The sequence below is a fragment of the Acetanaerobacterium elongatum genome (genome assembly GCF_900103835.1).
GTDB classification, from domain to species: Bacteria; Bacillota; Clostridia; order Oscillospirales; family Ruminococcaceae; genus Acetanaerobacterium; species Acetanaerobacterium elongatum.
On sequence record NZ_FNID01000021.1, the window covers coordinates 39375 to 60390 of the forward strand.

The 21016-nt window shown below is 49.5% G+C and carries 18 protein-coding genes, 2 tRNA genes and 2 riboswitches; of the genes, 6 read left to right on the forward strand and 14 right to left on the reverse strand.

Annotated elements, in window-relative coordinates:
- Positions 1-23: 23 nt before the first annotated feature.
- A riboswitch (Fluoride riboswitch) is annotated at positions 24-98 on the reverse strand.
- From BLR50_RS08955 to BLR50_RS08995, 9 genes are all read right to left on the reverse strand, one after another.
- Positions 99-716 (reverse strand): redox-sensing transcriptional repressor Rex, encoded by a 618-nt coding sequence (locus tag BLR50_RS08955; RefSeq protein WP_092640884.1) that lies wholly within the window; start codon positions 714-716, stop codon positions 99-101.
- A 4-nt stretch (positions 717-720) separates the two neighbouring features.
- Positions 721-1932 carry an MFS transporter gene (locus tag BLR50_RS08960; protein WP_092640887.1) on the reverse strand — a complete coding sequence of 404 codons (1212 nt, stop codon included), beginning with the start codon at positions 1930-1932 and terminating at the stop codon, positions 721-723.
- An 83-nt stretch (positions 1933-2015) separates the two neighbouring features.
- Positions 2016-2088, reverse strand: a riboswitch (Fluoride riboswitch).
- 583 nt (positions 2089-2671) lie between these two features.
- On the reverse strand, positions 2672-3154 hold the full coding sequence (locus BLR50_RS08965; protein ID WP_092640890.1) for a metal-dependent transcriptional regulator: 483 nt from the start codon (positions 3152-3154) through the stop codon (positions 2672-2674).
- A 112-nt stretch (positions 3155-3266) separates the two neighbouring features.
- Complete coding sequence (locus BLR50_RS08970; protein ID WP_242871729.1) at positions 3267-4289, reverse strand: ABC transporter ATP-binding protein; 1023 nt, start codon at positions 4287-4289, stop codon at positions 3267-3269.
- A gap of 54 nt (positions 4290-4343) precedes the next feature.
- Positions 4344-4946 carry an ABC-2 family transporter protein gene (locus tag BLR50_RS08975; RefSeq protein ID WP_092640892.1) on the reverse strand — a complete coding sequence of 201 codons (603 nt, stop codon included), beginning with the start codon at positions 4944-4946 and terminating at the stop codon, positions 4344-4346.
- Positions 4947-4958: 12 nt separating this feature from the next.
- The gene (locus BLR50_RS08980) at positions 4959-5138 is read right to left on the reverse strand and encodes a hypothetical protein (protein ID WP_092640895.1); all 180 of its coding nucleotides are present in this window, start codon (positions 5136-5138) and stop codon (positions 4959-4961) included.
- A 41-nt stretch (positions 5139-5179) separates the two neighbouring features.
- Positions 5180-5980: an ABC transporter permease gene (locus BLR50_RS08985; protein WP_092640898.1), complete on the reverse strand. Its 801-nt coding sequence runs from the start codon at positions 5978-5980 to the stop codon at positions 5180-5182.
- Positions 5981-6165: 185 nt separating this feature from the next.
- Positions 6166-6240: transfer RNA gene (locus BLR50_RS08990), tRNA-Glu, on the reverse strand.
- 45 nt (positions 6241-6285) lie between these two features.
- Positions 6286-6362: transfer RNA gene (locus tag BLR50_RS08995), tRNA-Met, on the reverse strand.
- Positions 6363-6595: 233 nt separating this feature from the next.
- Between BLR50_RS08995 and BLR50_RS09000 the strand changes: the two genes are divergently transcribed.
- The gene (locus BLR50_RS09000) at positions 6596-7237 is read left to right on the forward strand and encodes a hypothetical protein (RefSeq protein ID WP_092640901.1); all 642 of its coding nucleotides are present in this window, start codon (positions 6596-6598) and stop codon (positions 7235-7237) included.
- Positions 7238-7266: 29 nt separating this feature from the next.
- The gene (locus BLR50_RS14485; RefSeq protein ID WP_162840382.1) at positions 7267-7416 is read left to right on the forward strand and encodes a hypothetical protein; all 150 of its coding nucleotides are present in this window, start codon (positions 7267-7269) and stop codon (positions 7414-7416) included.
- An 86-nt stretch (positions 7417-7502) separates the two neighbouring features.
- Here the strand turns inward: BLR50_RS14485 and BLR50_RS09005 are convergent, their stop codons facing one another.
- Positions 7503-8330 (reverse strand): YhfC family intramembrane metalloprotease, encoded by an 828-nt coding sequence (locus tag BLR50_RS09005; protein WP_092640904.1) that lies wholly within the window; start codon positions 8328-8330, stop codon positions 7503-7505.
- 330 nt (positions 8331-8660) lie between these two features.
- On the opposite strand from BLR50_RS09005, the gene BLR50_RS09010 reads away from it, so the two are divergent.
- Together BLR50_RS09010 and BLR50_RS09015 are read left to right on the forward strand one after the other, a co-directional pair.
- Positions 8661-9131 (forward strand): methylglyoxal synthase, encoded by a 471-nt coding sequence (locus tag BLR50_RS09010; protein ID WP_423230286.1) that lies wholly within the window; start codon positions 8661-8663, stop codon positions 9129-9131.
- 122 nt (positions 9132-9253) lie between these two features.
- Positions 9254-9727 (forward strand): zinc ribbon domain-containing protein, encoded by a 474-nt coding sequence (locus tag BLR50_RS09015; RefSeq protein ID WP_092640910.1) that lies wholly within the window; start codon positions 9254-9256, stop codon positions 9725-9727.
- Between the two features lie 145 nt (positions 9728-9872).
- Here BLR50_RS09015 and gap read toward each other — a convergent pair whose 3' ends face one another.
- Complete coding sequence (gap, locus tag BLR50_RS09020; RefSeq protein WP_092640933.1) at positions 9873-10892, reverse strand: type I glyceraldehyde-3-phosphate dehydrogenase; 1020 nt, start codon at positions 10890-10892, stop codon at positions 9873-9875.
- 558 nt (positions 10893-11450) lie between these two features.
- Here gap and BLR50_RS09025 point away from each other — a divergent pair.
- Positions 11451-12590, forward strand: coding sequence for a sensor histidine kinase (locus tag BLR50_RS09025; protein WP_162840383.1), 1140 nt, complete (start codon positions 11451-11453; stop codon positions 12588-12590).
- A 289-nt stretch (positions 12591-12879) separates the two neighbouring features.
- Positions 12880-14490 carry a CTP synthase gene (locus BLR50_RS09030; protein ID WP_092640917.1) on the forward strand — a complete coding sequence of 537 codons (1611 nt, stop codon included), beginning with the start codon at positions 12880-12882 and terminating at the stop codon, positions 14488-14490.
- A gap of 69 nt (positions 14491-14559) precedes the next feature.
- On the opposite strand, the gene srtB is transcribed toward BLR50_RS09030, so the two are convergent.
- The 3 genes from srtB to BLR50_RS09045 all read right to left on the reverse strand — a co-directional run bounded on the left by srtB (position 14560) and on the right by BLR50_RS09045 (position 20582).
- Positions 14560-18006, reverse strand: coding sequence for a class B sortase (srtB, locus tag BLR50_RS09035; RefSeq protein WP_092640920.1), 3447 nt, complete (start codon positions 18004-18006; stop codon positions 14560-14562).
- Positions 18007-18097: 91 nt separating this feature from the next.
- Positions 18098-19270, reverse strand: coding sequence for a tRNA uracil 4-sulfurtransferase ThiI (gene thiI, locus BLR50_RS09040; RefSeq protein ID WP_092640924.1), 1173 nt, complete (start codon positions 19268-19270; stop codon positions 18098-18100).
- Between the two features lie 178 nt (positions 19271-19448).
- Complete coding sequence (locus BLR50_RS09045; protein ID WP_092640927.1) at positions 19449-20582, reverse strand: cysteine desulfurase family protein; 1134 nt, start codon at positions 20580-20582, stop codon at positions 19449-19451.
- Positions 20583-21016 lie beyond the last annotated feature (434 nt).

Sequence of the window (21016 nt, forward strand, 5' to 3'; positions counted from 1 at the left end):
TATAAAAAGGCTGATGAATTCAGCCTTTGGCAGAAGTCATCAGCCTTTTTTGCGGTTTCGGCATTACGCCGCGGGAGAACTTCATTCCCGGCTGAACACTATTTTATATGGTCGCTGAGCATACGCAGTATTTCCGGCATATTTTCGTTGCGTATCATAACGTGAGCAGGAGCCTTGAGCGTTTTTGAGGTGAAATTCCAAATTGCGGTTATTCCGCACTGTACCAGAAGGTCACAGCTTTGCTGTGCGCAAGCTCCCGGAGTAGTAATAATGGCGGTTTTAACGTCCAGCCTGCGGCATACCGTTTCCATTTCACTGATGTGATACACAGGCTTTCCGTAGGCGCCCTTTTTAATCACCTTGGGATCAATGTCGAATCCCGCAAGAATCGACAGATCATAGGCAGAGAAGCCGGCATAGCTCATAAGTGCTGAGCCAAGCCTTCCCGCTCCAACCAGCACAACACCCGTCACCTTACGATTGATTGTCAGTTTTGAGATGGCAGCTAACAGCGCAGCCGGAGCCTCTTTGCTGATTCGGTCTTTGCACAACAGTTGCTTCATATCCATGCGGATGATCTGCGGGTCGATCAGCAGGGCTTGTGCAATTTCCTGAACAGCCACAAACTCCTTTGTGGCTGGCAAATTATTCAGATACTTTTGGTACAGATGCAAACGTTGCATTGTGCCAGAGTCGATGTTTGCTGCATGTTCCATGCCTTTACTTAGTCTGGAATCCGTGTGTACGGTCCGACAGCCAAAAGAACGGAATGGCAATTATCTGCATTATAACAGAAAAGGCGACCATCCAAGCCGGCGATACATCATACAGCGCGCCCATGAGCCAACTGCCTAAAAACCAGCAGACACCGAATGCCGTTTGAAAAATACCAAAGCCAGAGGAGCGATTCTGTTTGGGAACAATTTCGGTAACAGCAGCTTTGAGGATGGATTCCTGCGCTCCCATGCCGATACCCCACAGTGCAACACCCAAATACAGAGCCCAGCGCGAAGTAAACATAAAAATAAAAATACCAAACGGCATGGCTACCAGGGTGGAAAGCATCAACACCCGGATGCCTTTTTTATCAAACAGCCAGCCAAAAAACAACGCGGCAAATGCATCCACCGCCATCGCACCCGCATACAGCAGCGAAAGCGCATTTTCTGATACCAGACCGGTTTTTACTGTGTGCATAGTGATAATGGAAAAATCAAGAAAACCTGCCCCGAATAAGCTAATTGCCACAATATAAAAGATGAACGAGCGGTTCATTCGAAACGCGGGGGCGGATGCTTTTGCAGGGGGCTCAAACTTTTCCGGCTCAGGAAAATGCCGCATGGCTACCAAAAGCAGCACAATTGTTACAACGGCAGGGATACCGAGGATTGCGAAGCAAATGGTATACGCATTATACAAGTCTTCCCGCTGTTTGAGCAGCATTACAACAAAGAGCAGTACCGGGCCAAGAAAGGCACCAATCTGATCAAGAAATTCCTGGATAGCAAAGCTCTTTCCCGTGCCTGTCTGCGACGCTGCAAAAGAAAGCAGTGTATCCTTTGCGGGCTTTTTAACGGCTTTGCCCATTCGTTGGATTACAATCAGCGCACAGGCCCATATCCAACCACCCTTTGGCACAAGCGCCAACGCAGGAATGGCAATACAGTCTACCACATAGCCCGCGACGGTCATTGCCCAATAATGCTTTGTTTTATCCGTGATATAGCCTGTCACAAGGCGCAGAGAATAGCCGATACATTCACCAAGGCCAGAAACAAAGCCGATTGCGGCAGCCGATGCTCCCCCAAGGCTCAAATATGCGCCCATAATACTGGCTGCCCCTTCGTGGGTCATATCGGAAAACAAGCTGACGATGCCCATTAGCAGCACAAACGAAAAAGCTGCGCGTTTCAACGCATCCTTTTTCTGCATGACAGTTCCTCCTTTAATATTATTCATACTGTTATGGCATAGACGTCGGAAAATTACAAAAATATAAAGCTGACGTCACTACCATAATGGCAGAAGTCATCAGCTTATAAAGCAGTTTCGGCACAGCCGCGGGAGTACTTCTTTCCCGACAGAATTATAACACATCTGCTGTTTGTGTGCAACAATCTTATTGGCTGCCGCATAAACACTTTGGCATATCACTTGAAATAGTGTGTTACCAGTAAGCAGCCCTATTCGTGCCTGCCGTGTGTATTATTATGTTATTATCTGGATCTATGTATGCAACACTGACAATAAAAGCCGGGCCGATAAATTGTAATAGGGTTCTTATACCGCTGAAAGCTTTGCGTTTTCTTCTTAGTCTTATTAGTGGCTCTGATAACGAACCGACTAAGGCATCTGCCGTTGGGGTATAGCTGTTATCAACCATTGTTCATCACTTCTCTACATTATTTCATTCAGGCGTTTGTAAAACCAACGCATATGTATTGCGATTAAGCCCCGCAAAAGGTCAAACCTCATCCAACCGTTATTACACCATAGTCATCACGCCTGGCTCAGGTTTTAATAATACTTATGAACAGCTAAGAATCTTAGTGGTGCCTAATTTTGACCTAATACCAAATTATGTAGCAGCAACAAAATGTGTTCCGCATTTCTACACCTATGAACCGGATTAGACAAAAAATAAGAAGCCTTCATCAAGCTTCTTAAATAACTACTGATCCTTATTCATTTCTTGAAACCGAGCGTAGCTTTGCAAAACTTCGGGGTGCTGCTTTAAAAAGGCATTAAAGGTGTTGATTGCCTGAAGCGTCGCGGTTGAAATGTCGTGTTCTATAAGCTCGGTAGCCGCCAGCACATCTGCCTTCACGCCCAGATTCTTTAAAAGCAGTTCTATGGTCATATGCCGTTTTAAAAGGTATTCCCCTGTTTTTTTACCGCTCTCGGTTAAAAATATGATTCCATACCTCTTATAATGAACAAGGCCCAGCTTGCTAAGGTTCTGAACCATACTGGTTGCCGAAGGGGCGGCGACATTCAGCTGCTCCGAAAGTGTATTGATGCGGATATACCCATCGTCCAGGCTGCTCCGGTAGATCATCTCCAGATAATCCTCCATGGCCGGGGTTAGCTGCCGTTGCTGCTTTTCCATGCGCTGATACCCGCGGACTGTATGAAAATTTGAGGATTCTTCCATAAAAGCCTCCATTCCGCCGCGCAGGCAGCTAAACCGGCAGCAAAAATAGCAACTTATTTAAAGCCAGCCTTTCCATAATATATTCAACATCAGTATTTTATAAAACTCCTTGTTACTGTTCGGTATAGATATGCCGGATAACCTCTTCAATGCTGACACTCTCGATGTTGATGTCTGCGACCGGCAGGCACTCGAACATGCGGTTGACGGCGGTTTTTACATCGCACTCTGAGAGGTCAACCTCAAACTCCGCCTTCATCCTGTTATACGACGTCGGATGAAACGGCTCAAGGGCGTGGTAGTCCACCGGGGTTTCGAACTGCACCTTTACCACCTTTCGCTTGGGGAAGTATTCTTGCAGCCCCGCCAGCCCGTCATCAAATACGATGGTGCCGTTGTTGATTACCGTAATGTTTTCGCAGAGATTCTCGATATCGCTGAGGTCGTGGGTGGTGAGGATAAAGGTGGTGTTCTTCTCCTTATTAATAGCGCTGATGAAACCGCGTACCGTCTCTTTTGATACCACGTCCAACCCAATAGTGGGCTCATCCAGAAACACCAGCGGCGGTTCGTGCAGCACCGAGCAGACAAACTCGCATTTCATGCGCTCGCCCAGCGAAAGCTGACGCACCGGCTTGTTGATGATCTCGGCGATATCCAGCAGCTCCTTGAAGTATTCGATATTGCGCTTGTATACCTCGTCGGGGATATCATACAGCTTCTTACGCAGATAGAAGCTGTCGATGGGCGGAAGATCCCATTCCAGCTGCGAGCGCTGCCCGAACAGCACCCCGATGTGCTTTACATACTCCTCCCGCTCCAGCCACGGCTTATAGCCCATGACATCCACCTCACCCGAGGAGGGATAGAGAATACCCGACATAATCTTAATGGTAGTGGATTTTCCCGCACCGTTCGGGCCGATAAGCCCGCGGATTTCGCCCTTTTTAACCGTAAAGGAGATATCATTTACAGCATTTACTGTCACATATTCGCGGTGAAATAAGGCTTTTATAGACGAAAGCAGGCCGCTGTCGCTTCTTTTGGGCACCTTGAAGGTTCGGCAAAGGTTTTTTACCTGAATAATGTCGGTTTTCTGGGCTGTTACACCCTTTTGCATTGTTATTGCATTCATTAATCTGCGCCTTTCCGGCTTATTAATGCCAAGATGTTATTTATATCGTATAAGTCAGCCGCCCACACTGGTATATTGCTTAAGCTTTAAATTCCACACCCACAGGCTCAGGCCAAAGAGCAGTATGCAAACCAGCATACCGGGCACAGCCGAGACGGCAGCCCGGCCCAGCAGTACCTGTGACGGGAAATAAGCGATTACCATAAACGGCAGTACGGTGGAAAGCACCACGCTCATAACGCGCGGAAAAATCTCCATGGGGTAACCCGAGAAGCTGAACAGCGCATTAATAATCTCCTCAACCCGATTATTCTTTGTTACCATAATGAGCAGGGTGCAGTAGAAGATTAAAAAGGCCATGAAGAGCAAAAGTCCGCAGAAAATCCCGGCCAGTACCAGCAGAACATCCAGCGCGTTCACGGTAAGCTTCAGCTCTATTCCGGCACCTGCCGTCAGGCACAGGCCTGTTAGCAGGATGCCGATGCTCCCCAGATCAAAGCCCGAGGAAAGCAGCAGCTTGATGGGCCTGTGCGGCAGTATCAGCAGCCGGTCAAAATCGCCGCGCCACGACATAGTGCTCACATTGGCAAACACGTTGCCGAACAGCATCCCCTTAACACCTGAAAAGATCAGCACCATGCCCTGAAACAGAATCACCTGCGTCAGGTTTCAGCCGGGGTAGCCCTTGGTGCTGGTAAACAGCACAAACTGAAATACCGGCCCGCCCGCCGCATTCAAAACGGTAATCACCAGCCCGATGAAAAAATCCGCTCGGTAGGCCATATTGCGCTGCAGGCGTATTCGGGCATACCATGCATATAACTCTATGGTTTTTCTTATATTTTTCATGTGCATTATGCCTTTCGCTATCCTGTCAACTGCATTTTGTCTTAACCAACCGCACAGAAGTGGCGCGAGGCCTGCCGCCAGCAAAGCCTGCACAGCCCGTATAATACCACAATCCATGCCGCCTGTATCGCAAGCACCCGTATAAACGCCCCCGGCGCGTTGGATGCCGCAGTATTCAAGAAAAACTGTATGGGCCAGTAGAAGATATACTCAAACGGCAGGAAGGCAAGTATCTGCACGGCAAGCTGCGGGTAAAACTCCAGTGGAATATAGCTTCCCCCCAACAGCATCATCAGCATGGTCTTTATCCCCGTTACCGCCGCGTTGCTCTTGAGTATAAACGCGAATAGTCCCGCTAAAAAGTTAATCATATACATCAGCACAAACGCCATCAGCACCGTGCAGATAAACTTGAGCACCGAAGGCAGCGACATAAACGATGGAAAATAGATAAGCGAATAAACCAGCAGCCCCGGCAAAAGCTCGGTAAACAGCGCGGTAATCCGCAGCCCTATCGAAAGCCCGAGTTCATAGGTAAACAGGTCCATGGGCCGCAACATATCCATCGCCAGCTCGCCCGAGAGGATGCGTTCCGAGATGCGGTGGTCGGTAAAGTTAAAGACAATCACCCATATAAAATGTGTGGCTGTAAAATACCATATCATCTGCCCCAGATCGTAGCCCTTAATGGTCTCCGCACCGTTATAACTGTAAAGGCTGGTAAAGAGTGCGATATTAATCAGCATGATGATAGGCTGAACCGCTACGCTGATCATAAAACCGAAGGTATATTGAACGTCTTCCTTAATCTCCAGCTTAATTACCTCAAAAAAGGACTTCATAGGATGTCACCTCCTTGAAACGTTTTCTGATTATAGCACATTCTGGTTATTGCTTCAATATTACTCAACGAAATGTGTGCAATTTTAGCGTTTTGTCCTGTTTTTAGTAAAACCCCAAACACATTAATAGTAAAAAAGTCGGCCAACACCTTCGTGCTAACCGACTTTTTCTACCCAAAACAATATGGTGACCCGGACGGGAATCGAACCCGTGATACCGCCGTGAAAGGGCGGTGTCTTAACCGCTTGACCACCGGGCCATAATAAGCAAGCCAATTACGGCAAGCCGTAATTGGCTTGTAAAGTGGTAGCGGTAGTAGGATTCGAACCGACGACACTGCGGGTATGAACCGCATGCTCTAGCCAACTGAGCTATACCGCCACATCTCACCCGGCCTTTGTGAACACCGAGCGAATTATATTATAATATATGAGATTGTGATTGTCAACATAAATATTTGGGTGTTTGAGCATGTAAATAAACCTTGTTTGTGCAGGGTTTGGGCGAATAAATCTCCTTGCGGCCCCTACTGTTAAAATCCAACAGGTTGTGTTATAATATAGATAAGAGCTCAACGATTGTGGTTTTTTGAAGATACTTAAAGGCCTGTGTCGTTGAACAATAAAGGAATGGTTGACGTTATTATGCAATATAAAATTACCATTATAGAAGATCTTGAGCCGCACAACCCCCAGCCGGAGTGGGACATCCTTCCGGTGGCAAAGCTTACACAGCCGTCTGACGCAACCGAGCAGGGCATCTTTGCGCAGGCCGCTTTGTGCTACCAGCCCGGTCTTGGCATGATGGCAAGGCTGTGGGCGTTTGAGGTTGGCCCCGCACGCGGAGAAACACAAAACGGCGAAAAAAGCCGTTTGGCTCTTGCGCTGGCACCCAACCCCGCGCGTCCTGATGACTACCTCTCGGTTACCTTTGAACCGGACGGCACCCTTACAGCGTATACTGTTATTAATAAGAATACCCTTGCCATAGAAAACACAAAAAGCCTTTCGTTTTTGGCCTTTGCGGGCGGCGACCTGCAGGGAGAGTATTGGGGCGGTACCTTTCTTTTGCCGCAGCAGCTGCTCAACGACAGCTTCGGCTGCTCACCCTACAAAAGCGGTGACCGCATAACCGGCAATATGCTGCATACCGGCATGGTGGAAGGGGCCCAAGCGACTATGGCCTTTTTCCCCATCAGCGGCAAGGAGTTAAGCAATCCGAAGCAGTTCGGCACTTTTGAGTTTATCCACTTTTAGGGTTCAAGAGAGATAAAGGAGGAAACGGTATGAAGGTACTTATTAAGCTGGCACTGATTATAACGGCAGCTTCAGCCCTTGCACTGGTTATCTACGGCCTGTTACTGCGCTTTTATCCGTACACCGTTAAGCCTTATTATACCCCCGCAGGGTTAAATGAGATTAAGCCGAACAACTGATAAGTACATAACAAAAGCTTAAATGGCGGTCGTAAAAACGGCCGCCATCTTCATTATCAGCGATATTTTACCTTCTAACTGTTTAGTTATACAGGTTCAGCAGGGTTTATTGGCTGTACCTGTGCATCCATCCGCGCAAATACCTTGCGGGAGCGTACGATATAAATCGCCGCCGCAACCGCGCAAAGCATCGCATAGGCCTCTGTGCCCCATACGCCGGTCTGCTGCATCAGGAAGATGATCGGGGAATCGACAACTAGGTGCAGCAGCACCGCAAACAGCACATAGATGAATTTGCGGCGGCGGATGGCATACAGCACCAGAATGGAGAGCGCCACCTGAATGGTCATAGCAAAGATGCGCTCCATACCGCCCACCAAAAACATATAGGAAGGGGTATTCACCATGCCGTCAAACAGCTGTTTTGCCTGGTCGGCAGGCAAAGCCTGTTCAATCAGCCCCCAGTTGCCGGTGTTAATCATCAGCGCGTAGACGGCATTGTTCACAAAAGCAAGCCCAGTAAGCGTAACAGCCTCAATACCGCCGTGGCCTAAGCCAAAGGCAAACCCGTCGTTCCATCCGGTTCGCTTCTTAAGGGCCACCTTGTAACCGATAAACCGCCCAAACTCCTCAAAGATACCGGCGGTAAGCCCAAGGAACAAGCCGCCCCAAAGCGGTGTTTGAGTGAATGCCCCAAATTCCGGCGACATCTGCCTTGCAATGGTGAGTGCAGGAATCCTGATGATTAACTGGAATACCGTGAACACCGCAGCACCAATCAAAACCGGAAGGATATGTATCTTCCGTTTGATGCACAGCACTATCACCAGCACAATGGGCATAACAAAAGTGATGAGCAGAGAGATTGATATACAAAGCAAAGATAACGCGCTTACTGTTTCTGTGTTAGCCATAATAACCTCCTTCGCCGTTACCGGCGATTTAACCGCTGCCCTGATAACCCGACAATTGTTAATTTGACGTAATGATACAGCCGCTTACAACAATAATCAATCACCGATTAATTACCCCGCAATGGTTGCATATTCACAACATCAAAGGTATAATTCAACTAGAAGTATATTTGAGATTTTTTCTTTGGCTTCAGGCTGCAGTATTAAAATTCTATTTAGAAATATTTCTAAATAACACCCACATCATAACACTATCACCATGTATATGCAATAGGTATTTTGATTTTTTCTAAATAGGCTTCTAAAATAAAGGAGGAAATAAATATGATAATGGACGACTACATCAATTTTACCATCGGCAAACAAAAGCACATCGCACTGATAGCGCACGACCGTAAGAAACCCGAGCTGGTAGAATGGGTTGATAAGAACAAGGATATTCTTAAAAACCACTTCTTATGCGGCACCGGCACCACCGCCCGCCTTTTGGCCGATAAAACCGGGCTTCCCGTGAAGGGCTACAACAGCGGCCCTCTGGGCGGCGACCAGCAGATCGGCTCACGGATTGTAGAGGGTACCATCGACTTTGTCATCTTTTTCTCCGACCCTTTGGAGGCACAGCCGCACGACCCCGATGTAAAGGCGCTGCTCAGAATCGCTGTGGTATACGATATTCCCATTGCCAACAACCGTGCCACTGCCGATTTCCTGCTGGCCTCGGCATACATGAACGAAGAGTACGAGCGCAAGGTGGTCAACTATAACAAAACCATCCTCAACCGTCTGGAAGAGATGAAATAGAAACCTTTGTCCATTATAAAATTCTTGTATTGTATTCAAATAAATAACGATTATAATTGAATTCATACAGTCTGTTTTGGGCATAGTCAAACCTTATTATTAAGATTGGACGTGAAGGTAATATGGAGTTCGAGTTCTTAGAAAAAATGGGGGAAACCATCTCAACCAAAAGCAAGGATGTCGCAAAAAAAGTAAAAGATATGAGTGATGTCTCAAAGCTGAATTCGCAGATTGCGGACGAGGAAGGGCGTAAAAACGGGCTCTTTAAAAAGATCGGTCAGCTGTATTTTGAGAAATACAAGGATAATGAATCCGACCAGTTTATTGTGGAAATCCGCGAAATCATAAAGGCACAGCAGCAGATTGAGGAATATAAGAAGGAAGTCAATGCTATCAAGGGCGTTACCCTCTGCCCCGGGTGCGGTAATGAGGTGCCCGTCAGCACCACCTTCTGCGGGAAGTGCGGCGCTAAGATACCGGCAGCCGAGCCCGCTGAAGCGCCCGTGGCCCAGCCGGAAGGTAAAACCTGCCCCGCCTGCGGCAAACCGGCAGGCGCCGATGATGTATTTTGTGGTTATTGCGGCGCTAAATTTTAATAAGCTCAATTCTGCATCGTTTGCGGTACTTATTATGTTATTTCTGTATGAATTCGTGTTATATCAATGATTATGACCATAAAGCAGACACAAAAGCCGGAGAGGTTTCGTACCTCTCCGGCTTCTATTTGAATATACTGTACTATTACTTGTGGTCTACTTCGCTCATGTGCTTGATGAGCATGAGAACCTTGTTGGAATAGCCCCACTCGTTGTCGTACCAGGAAACGAGCTTGAAGAAGGTGTCGTTAAGAGCGATACCGGCCTTGGCATCGAATACAGAGGTTCTCTCCTCGGTGTAGAAATCGGAGGAAACAACATCGTCTTCGGTGTAGCCGAGGATGCCCTTCATTGTGGTCTGGGAAGCCTCTTTGATTGCAGCGCAGATATCATCGTAGGTTGCGGGTTTTGCAAGCTTAACGGTGAGGTCTACAACCGATACGTCAAGGGTAGGTACGCGGAAAGCCATACCGGTGAGCTTGCCCTTTAACTCAGGGATAACAAGGGCGCAAGCCTTTGCGGCACCGGTAGAGGAAGGAATGATGTTGCCGGCTGCGGCACGGCCGCCTCTCCAGTCCTTCGCAGAAGGGCCGTCAACGGTCTTCTGGGTAGCGGTGGTGGAGTGTACGGTGGTCATCAGGCCTTCAACGATGCCGAACTTATCGTTAACAACCTTAGCAAGAGGAGCTAAGCAGTTTGTGGTGCAGGAAGCGTTGGATACAACAACCATATCCTTGGTGTACTTATCAAGGTTAACGCCGCAAACAAAGGTGGGGGTCTCCTTATCCTTAGCAGGAGCAGAGATAACTACCTTCTTGGCGCCGCCCTTTAAGTGAGCAGAAGCCTTCTCGGTGGTGCAGAATACGCCGGTGGACTCAACAACATACTCAGCGCCGCACTCGCTCCACTTAATGGCCGCAGGGTCCTTCTCGGCATAAACGCTGATTGCCTTGCCGTTTACAACGAGCTTGCCGTTCTCAGCCTTTACTTCACCCTTAAACTGGCCATGGATGGTGTCGTACTTTACCATGTAAACCATATAGTCGAGATCAATAAAAGGATCGTTGATGCCTACAACCTCATAGATATCGGGTTGTGCTACAGCTGCACGGAAAACCAGTCTTCCGATACGGCCAAAACCATTGATACCAACTTTAATTGCCATAGCTTTATACTCCATTCTGCCGCTTTGCGCCGGCATATAATAATGATGTACGCCGCCCCTGCCCGCAAAGTTTTAAGGCAAAGGTAAAGACATAACCGGCAGTATAACGATAATCAATTCTCTATTACACCGCCATGCATTCGCCAGATTTTTAAGACCTTAGACGAATGTTAGGAAGATAAAAATTATCTTTCCATTCAATAATTATTTTATAACAAAAAGCAGAAACATACAAGAACTTTGACAGATATTTAACTAAAAATTTTATTGCGCAGAAGGTCTTGTTTTTAGCGGTTTTTACCTAAGCTTTTACTTTTCCTTCTAACTTAATCTCCTCAGTTTCTGTTAATAGCATTATTTTTCGATTCCTTAGCAATTAATACATATTAATGTGCTAAATATTTCTATGGGGCATCTAGCATTTTGAGGCTGTTTTATGTTAATATAGTGATGGTATGCTTACATCATTTAAACTGATGATTCCTTAATTTGAAGGTAATTAATATGCTTACAGATGCATTACAGTCTCCTTTTCCTGATCTCATGGAGGTGCGCTGCATGAACGACCGTGCTCTTCTTGATAACGCTATTGCATTCTTTGAAAATCTCGAACTTCCAACCGTCATTCTAAACGAAGAGTTTGAGCTGATCTGGTTAAGCGATTATGCCGCGAAGATTTACCCCCAGTTTACTCTCAAAAACGGGTTTTCCTCGGTTTTTATGCCTGAACGTGCCGCAGCTGTAAAGGCTATCTTATTGCAAAACAAGCGCTACGCCTTTACCAGCGAGCTGCTTCCCACCACAAATATCACCTGCACCCTAACCCCGATTATGAAGCACGGCGAGTTTTTATTTGTAATCGCCTCGCTTTCCCAAGCCCCCAAGGTTTCCCCCTATGATAACGAGGATGTATCGATGGCGATTGCATCCTTTTCAAAGAATATCCGCGAACCGCTGTTTTATACCTTCAGCGCGCTCGCAACCATCAGCCACCGCTTTGAAAGTAACGAGGATTACACCTCATTAAGCTATGTCAATGCCGTTTACCGCAACTGCTATGCCATTCTGCGCACCGTTACGCACCTTTCGGACTACTTAAAGGATATCAATGGCCTTCAATCTTTTAACCCGCGCGCCATGGTATTCCCCTCGTTTGTGCGCGATTTGTATACGGCGGCCGAATCCGCCACCCGCGGCGTGGGTATTCCGCTATACCTGAACGTTGAAGATGCTCCGCACTTTGTGGTAAGCTTTGATGAAGACCGGCTCTCGATGGCTATATTGAATATCCTGTTAAACTCGTTTCTCTATACTAAGGAAGGCAACGAGATTACCATGACACTCAAGCGTGTGGGCAACAGCGCCGTACTCGTGATCTCCGACAAAGGGGTGGGCATTGCGCAGGAGAATTTGAGCAAGGTTTTCAACTCACTGTATTCTGCGGATTTCGGCAACGAGCCGCTTCACCGCATCGGCCTTGGCCTTACGCTTGCGCGCAGTATCGTGATGCAGCACGGGGGCACTATCACCATTGAAAGCGAGGAGCATGTGGGCACAAATGTCACCATCCGCCTGCCGGTTGTAGAGGATGCCGAAACACCCGACTGCTTCTGCACGGCACCCACCGGATATTTAAAGAACCGCTTCTCCCCCATATTTGTTGAGCTTGCTGAGCTTTCTTCTTCGTTAACCGTATAATTCTTATAGCTAAGTTTTTACAAGGGGAAACTACTGTCGAACAAGTCGCAGCCAGCACCCTTTTTCATTTTCCCGCATAAAAACTTCTTCTGCCCCGTAGATTATTCTTGGACAAGCTCTGTTTTTTCACGCTTTTATGATTTCACCATATTTTCTCGCAAATCCCCTTAAATTATTTATAATAAAAATGTCCGTTCGCCTTGACCTCCCGCAGCAAAGATAGTAAAATTATAAATTAGTGGTTTTTTAACGCCTAAACATATAATGTATTTTTCGTGGGGGTATTTTTATGGCAGTAAAATATATTTTTGTAACCGGAGGTGTCGTTTCCGGCCTTGGCAAAGGAATAACGGCAGCCTCTCTCGGTCGCCTTTTAAAGGAACGCGGCTACAGAGTGACGATTCAGAAGTTTGACCCCTACATCAATGTAGACCCCGGCACCATGAGCCCTTACCAGCATGGTGAGGTTTTTGTCACCGACGACGGTGCCGAAACCGACCTTGACCTCGGCCATTACGAGCGCTTTATTGACGAGAACCTCTCGGTGAACTCCAATGTTACCGCCGGTAAGGTTTATTGGACGGTTATCAGCAAGGAGCGCAGAGGCGACTATCTGGGCGGTACGGTGCAGGTAATCCCGCACATTACCAACGAGATTAAGGAGCGCATCTACCGCGTGGGCAAATCGGGCGCCGCAGATGTGGTAATCACCGAAATCGGCGGCACGGTGGGCGATATCGAGAGCCTGCCGTTTTTAGAGGCCATCCGCCAGCTTTCCACCGAGGTGGGCCGCGATAATGCGTTGTTTATCCATGTAACGCTGGTACCCTATATTTCGGGCTCCAACGAGCTCAAGAGCAAGCCCACGCAGCACAGCGTGAAGGAGTTTCTCTCGCTCGGCATCCAGCCCAACATCATCGTTTGCCGCAGCGAGTATGAGCTGCCGCAGGATATGCGCAACAAGATAGCGCTGTTTTGCAACGTTCGCCCCGAGGATGTTATCGAGAACCTTACAGCCCCCACGCTTTACGAGGTTCCGCTGATGTTGGAGGACCAGGGCCTTGCCGACGCAGCCTGCTACCACCTGAAGCTTGAAAACCGTGAACCCAACCTGGCGGCCTGGGCCGATATGGTAAGCCGTTTTAAGCATACCAGCAAAACCGTGGAAATCGGCATCGTGGGCAAGTATGTTGAGCTGCCCGACGCCTATCTCTCCATTGCCGAGTCCCTTCATCACGCGGGCATTGCAAACGACGCGAAGGTGCATATCCACTGGATTCAGTCGGAGAATATCGACCGAGGGAATGTAGCAGACAAGCTCAGCGGCATCGACGGCATTCTGGTGCCCGGCGGCTTTGGCGACAGAGGCATCGACGGTATGATCGAGGGCGTGCGCTTTGCACGCGAAAACAATATCCCCTATTTCGGCATCTGTCTTGGTATGCAGATGGCTGCTATCGAGTTCGCGCGCAATGTTTTAAATCTTGAGGACGTTAACTCCACCGAGTTTAACGAGGATTGCAAAAACCCGGTAATTGATATCATGGCCGAGCAGCGCGAGATTACCGATAAGGGCGGCACCATGCGCTTAGGGTTATACCCCTGCAAGCTGAACGCCGAGAGCCGCTGCCGTTCCCTTTACAGCGACGAGGTGATCTACGAGCGTCACCGCCACCGCTACGAGTTCAACAACGAATACCGCGCCGCCTTTACACAGGCCGGTATGCTGCTTGCGGGCATCTCCCCCAATGAGAAGCTGGTCGAGATTATCGAATACCCCAAGCACCCGTGGTTTGTGGGCGTACAGTTCCACCCCGAGTTTAAATCCCGCCCCAACCGTCCTCAGCCCATTTTTAAGGATTTTGTGCGCGCGGCAATTGAGTATAAAGAAAAGCACTAAACAGTAAGACACGAAAAGGCCTTCGGGAGCTATCCCGAAGGCCTTTATTGCTTTGCCGTTATCTGAATTCTATTGTACGGTCACTCCTGTATAGTAATGCTGCAGTATCTGGTCATAGGTCCAGCCCTCGTTGCGGGCGTAACCATCGGCGCCCATCTGGCTCATACCCACGCCGTGGCCGTAGCCATAGGTGGTAAAGCTGAAGCTGGTACCGTCACAGGTAACATCAAACTTGGTGGAACGCAGGTCAAACACGCCGCCGTTCACCAGTACCTTCTCGCGCAGGGTTCTTGCATCGGTAGATATCCCGCCGATATCCAGGTCGTCATTGTAGCCGCCGCTGGTGTAGCTGAGCACCTGGAACCAGGAGGATGGGTCCCCCTGCGGCTCGCGGTTGAAATAGGAAAGCAGCTTGCCTCTTACATAATCAACAGTAAGTGTTTTGGTTCGCTCATAACCGGAGGCATTGCTGTCATACGGGCTGTCAACACTCACCAGATGTGAGCTGTAACCGCCCCAGACATCCTGTGAGGAGTTTGTTTTCCCCGCCGCAATAGCAAAATAGGGGGTGTAGGCGATAGAGCCGTTGACATATACCAGCTTATCCACTACCTCTTTTACGGCGTTCTTAATCTTCGTGGTTGGGGTGCGCATACCCACATAGGCTTTACTGCCCTTCTGCATATAATACCTTATAAAGCTGTGGGCTGCCACCGTTTGCGCCTTGATGGCCTCGGTGGCAATGGTGTCATTCATTTCGTTTGCCACCACCTGGCACAGGATGGTATACGCATCGTTGGTAATTGTGTTTCCGCCAGAAACAACGGTAAGCTGTTCGGTGGATACACCCAGCGCACTGGAGGTCTCTTTATCGGCCTCACTGCTGGTACGGGAAGAAGTCGTCTGATTGTTTGGAGTGCTGACAGCGGAAGGCTCCGCGTCGACGCTTGAATCGGATTGTTTGGAGGAGCTGGATTGCTTGGAGGAGCTCTCCTCAGAAGATGACGCTTTAGAAGAGCTGGATTCCTTGGAAGAGCTCAACTCCTCGGAGGAGCTTGCCTGTTCGGAGGAGGATTCCCTCTGTGAGCTTGCTTCCTCGCTGGAGGCCTGAGAATCGGTAACACTCGTGCCGTCATCGGGCTGGGAAACCAGCGGCGGGGGGGTCTCGCCGTTTTGCATCTCGCTGCCTGTGCCCAATACCGGAAGCTCCGGCTTGGTGCCGCCGAACAGGGTATACCAGATATCGGGGTAGAGCGGCTGCGGGTTTTTACCGGCCTTGGAAACATCCACGGTGCTGTTTTCACCGTCGCGTACCTTACGCGCAACAATGACAAAACGTGCCTCGTCAAACTCATAGGTACAGGTGGAAAGGGTTAAGAAGCTGTCGCCTTTCTTGATATCCACCGGCGTATTGATAATGGAACGCGCCTTAACCTGCGCGATAAAATCGTCGGTTTCCTGCTGGGTTTTGGGGTTGATAAACGAGGTGTAATAGAATACCTCGCCATGCGCGGGGTTTACGTTGGTAATAAACGCGCTGACAATCTTGTATTCGCCCTTGCCGTATACCGTATTAAAGGTGATGACCGGATGTTCTTTATAGAAATCAAGGTTCTTGTAGTTTACAAGCTGGCCAAACATCTGGCCATCCTTCATATTATGCCCGTACACCACAGTGTTGGTGCTCTTGCTCACCTTCACGCGATAATCAATAAAGGGGATGCCGTGGCGGTTGTGTGCCTTGGTAAAGTCGCGTCTGAGATAGTAGTCGTTGTCGCCTGCCTGCACCACAGGTGATTTCACCCCGGTGCCCGCAATCTCGATAAACGCCTTTACGTCCTGATTCTTCGCATACAGTGCCGCAAAATCCTCTATGTAATCGGACGGGTACCCTTCCGGCGTACTGCCCGTGCCATACAGTGTATTTAAATCATCCAGCTGAACCTTGTTTAAATAGGCGCTGCCGTAGTAGTAGCCAATGTAGGATGCCGCTGCAATGAATATCACAGCCAGTACCAGCGAAAGAATTTTTAAAAATACCTGCTTGCCGGTATCGCCCTTTACGGGGAACATATACTCCACAAAGCGCCTGAACAGCGGCTTTTTCTCACCCTTGGGCATCTTGCCCGGCCTGCCCTTTTGCCTTTCGAGCGTTTGTACAGGCTTTTCACTTAACAGCCCCGTTTCCTCGGTTTCATACTGCGCGCGGGCAGCCGCGGCGGCATGAACATAGCTTTTGGTGCTGCCTAAGGAGAAGGGCACCATCTCCGGCGGCAGGATGGGCAGGCTGTCTAAATACCGGCGCGCCATATCAAGTGCCGTAAGTGCCGCGATATTGCGAATCGCTTCGCGGTTGTATTTCTGTGGGTTTAAGGTAAGGCGTTTTACCCAAACCCCCTTTTTGTCGCACATCGAAACATATACAAGCCCTACCGGCTTACCGTTGTTATCGCTGTTGGGGCCAGCCACACCCGTGATACCGATGCCGATATCGGCGTGGCCCTGTTCCATCACCCCTGCCGCCATTGCCACAGCGGTCTCTTCGCTTACCGAGGTAAACTGCTTGATGAGCTTTGGCGAAACCCCAAGCTTTTCTTCCTTTACACTGTCGGCATAGGCCGAAACCCCGAACTCGAATACGGAGGACGAGCCCGAAACCTCTGTAATGCGTTCCGAAACAAGCCCACCGGTGCAGGATTCGGCAGTGGATATCTTCATGCCGCGGGTTTTAAGCTTATTCACCACTACCTGTGCCATGCTCTCGCTCTCGTCGCCGTAGATATAAGCCCCCAGCGGCCCCGAGGCTACCACCTTCGCGGCGCTGTCCGCCACAGAAAGCGCCTTGAGCTTGGTTTCATCCACACAGAAAACGCGTATAAGCAGCTCTCCCCCGGTCTCGAGTACCGAAACGGAGGCGGGTATTGTTAAATGAACTGCCTGAAGCATCCGCTCGGCTTCTTCCCTTTCCAGCCCGAATGCCTTTAGGGTGTGTACAGCATATTCGCCGCCGGTGCCGCTTTTGATATAGGGGCAGATAAACTGCATGAACATCGAGGCGTACTCATCGGCGTTATCAGGTAGCATGATGATGGCCTGCCCCTGCGATTCCAGCGAAAAGCCCGATAAAAAGCCCACGGTGTTCTGAAAAACCCGCGCCCCCTCCGGCACCAATGCCAGACGGATATCCTCCTCCACAAACTGTCTGCCCTGCTTTTCAAAGGCTTCTCTCAGGCGGAGCACGCTGGGGTTGTGGGGAAGCAGCGCTACATCCAGTGCGTCGCACAGGATCTCCTTTGCTAGCGGGCGGGTAAGGTCGGTCATACCGCCGACAATCAGGATGATATCGCAGTTATCAATGCCGTCTCCCACGGCATCCAGAAATCCGTCTGGGTCATCTATAGAAACGCCCGAATAGCTTGTTTCGATATTAAACACACCAAGCTCATTAAGGATGAGCCGGATATTGCTTTCATCGCTGAAGCCGGCGGATTGTACAAATACTACCTTGGCCTTCAAAGCAGTTCCCCCTTTTATTTGAACCGTGCCAATCTGCGCGGTGCAAACTTGTATAGAACAGGCATCGCGTATTGAGAATAGTGGTGAAACGTCAACCCTCGATATCCTTGTGCTCGGCGCCGTCGATGGCACGCTGTATCAGCTCGCTCCAGTCAACGTGTTCCTCGGCCTTCAGCACAAAATCCAACCGTGGGCGGGTGCGTGGATGTTTGGGTGTAAATACGGTGCAGCAATCCTCATAAGGAAGGATTGAGGTTTCAAAGGTATCAATTTTACGCGCAATGGTGACAATCTCTTCCTTGTCCATCCCTATCAGCGGGCGAAAAACCGGCATATCACACACCGCGTCGGTGCAGGCAATAGCGCCGATGGTCTGGCTGGCCACCTGCCCAAGGCTTTCGCCGGTAATCAAGGCGCCGCAGCCCGCTTCAGCTGCAAAATGTTCGGCAATGCGCATCATGAACCGACGCATGATAATGGTAAACAGGTCCTCGGGGCAGTCGTCCTTAATGCGCTCCTGCAGCTCGGTAAACGGCACTACAATAAAATGGATAGGCCCGCAGTAGGCCGCCATCTTCTTGAGCAGGTCCTCCACCTTCAGCCTCGCACGCTCGCTGGTGTAGGGCGGGCTTACAAAATGAACCGCCGTAAGGCTTAAGCCCCGCTTGCTCATCATGTAGCCAGCCACCGGGCTGTCGATTCCGCCCGAGATTAACAGCGCCGCTTTGCCGCTGGCGCCCACAGGTATCCCCCCTGCCCCCTGAACCTTGTTGGGGTGGATATAGGCGGCTGTTTCACGAATCTCTATGTTAATGATAACATCAGGGTTGTTCACGTCAACCTTTAAATTCTGGTATGCGTCCAGCAGCACCTCGCCCACCGCGGCACAGATCTGCGGCGAAACCATTGGGAAAGTTTTGTCCGAACGCTTGGCCTCAACCTTAAAGGTGTGCACATAGGGCAGAATTTCTTCAAAATATGTGATACTTTGCGCCTTAATCTGCTCCATATCTTTGGCAACCACTCCGGCCTTGGAAAGCGCCGAAACGCCGAACACCGTTTTCAGGCGCTCCAGCACCTCGTTCATATCCACGCCTGTAGTTTCGGGTTTTACATAGATGGTAGACTGCGCCCGCCACACCTTGAATACACCAAGGTCGTGCAGCCGCAGTCTTACATTCTTGATCAGCAGCTCTTCAAACACGCTGCGGTTTAAGCCCTTCAGCGCAATCTCGCCCAGCTTGAGCAGTATCACTTCATCCATAGAATTTATGCCTTTCCGGCGCAAGCGCCCTACCCTATACAATATAAAATTGCGGTGCGGCTCTGCCGCAGGAGGAGTAATACTCCGACAGCAATTTTTCAATGCTTGAAAGATTTTGTCTTTCAAGCTATGCGGTGCGGCTCTGCCGCAGAAGGAGTAAGCAGTATTATCTATCCTGTTATGCCCTGCGAATGGACGCAATTCCCTCCGCAAGCGCATCCACAAAGCTGTTGATATCCTCCGCCGTATTGTAACGGCACAGGCTTACACGCAGCGCGCTGTCAATACGCTCGGGCGATATACCCGCCGCTGCAAGCACATGGCTTTTTGCGCCTTGCGCGCAGGCCGAGCCACTTGAGACATAGATCCCGCGCTCCTCGAGAAAATGCATCATAATCTCGGAACGGATACCCGGAACCGACAGATTCAGGATGTAAGGCAGCGCGTTATCCGGCGAGTTGATTTCAACCCCCGAAACCGCGGCCAGCCTCTCTTTTAAAAGGGCATTCAGCTGCTTAATGCCCTGCGAAACCTCTATGGCATCCTTCTGGCAAAGCTTTATCGCCTCTCCAAAGCCAGCAATCAGTGCACACGCCTGAGTTCCGGGGCGCAGCCCGTTTTCCTGGTGGCCGCCGAAGGCACGCGGCGGCAGCTTTATGCGTTTATTCACATAAAGCGCACCTACCCCCTTGGGTGCATGGATTTTATGGCCTGTAACGGTAACCATGTCTGTATAACCAAAGCCAAACCGAAGCGGAACCTTGCAGAAGGCTTGTACGGCATCACAATGAACAATCACATTCGGGTTTTTACGCTTAACCTCTTTGGCAATAGAAGCGGCATCCAGCACCGTACCAAGCTCGTTATTCACCGCCATGGCCGAAACCAGTATGGTGTTTTCATCCACCGCCTCTGCCATTGCCCGCGGGGTGATCTCGCCGTTAGAATCAGGTGAAACCAGCACGACCTCGTAGCCCTGCCGTTCCAGCTCTTTAAGAGCTGCCAGCACTGAATCGTGCTCGATAGCCGTAGCCACAAGCCGTGCACCGGGCTTCCGCTGCAGGGCAACCGCCCCAAACAGCGCAATGTTGTTTGCTTCGGTACCGCCCGAGGTAAAATAAATTGTCTCTGAAGGTACATGCAGCTCTCCGGCTACCGTTTCCCGCGCGGACTTTAGCACCAGCTCGGCCTCCAGCCCCTTGCGGTGAAGTGATGAAGGGTTACCGTATTTGTTTGTAAGCACATCATAGACAACCTGCGCAGCCTGAGGAAAAACCGCAGTGGTAGCGCTGTTATCAAGGTAGTTTTCCATAATTCCTCCAAACAATGTCGCGGGAGCTTAAAAATGTCAAAGCCAATACCAAAAAAGAACTGCGTTTCGATGATAATAGACTTTTAGGAACCAATTATCCATATAAAAGACCATTCCTTTCTGCGAAAGGCACCAACAAGACATGAAACGGAGTTGGTGCAACTCGCAGTCAAAATAAAACTCTGCTATACTTACCTCCGAGAGACGGTATACTACAGAGCACGTGGAGGTGAGTGGTGAAGCGGTTTGCCGCTATCTCGCATATAAATAAGTCGCCGGACGTTCGTTCAAGCACCAACAAGTAGGTTTTTTGAACCTGTAAACTAATCTTTGTAAAGACATTACTCGTTTTTAGCAGAACGTTCAGTCAATGCCGTTCCTCAAATCAAATTGAAAAGAGGAACTCAATGGCAAAAACAGTAGAAATCGTTTAC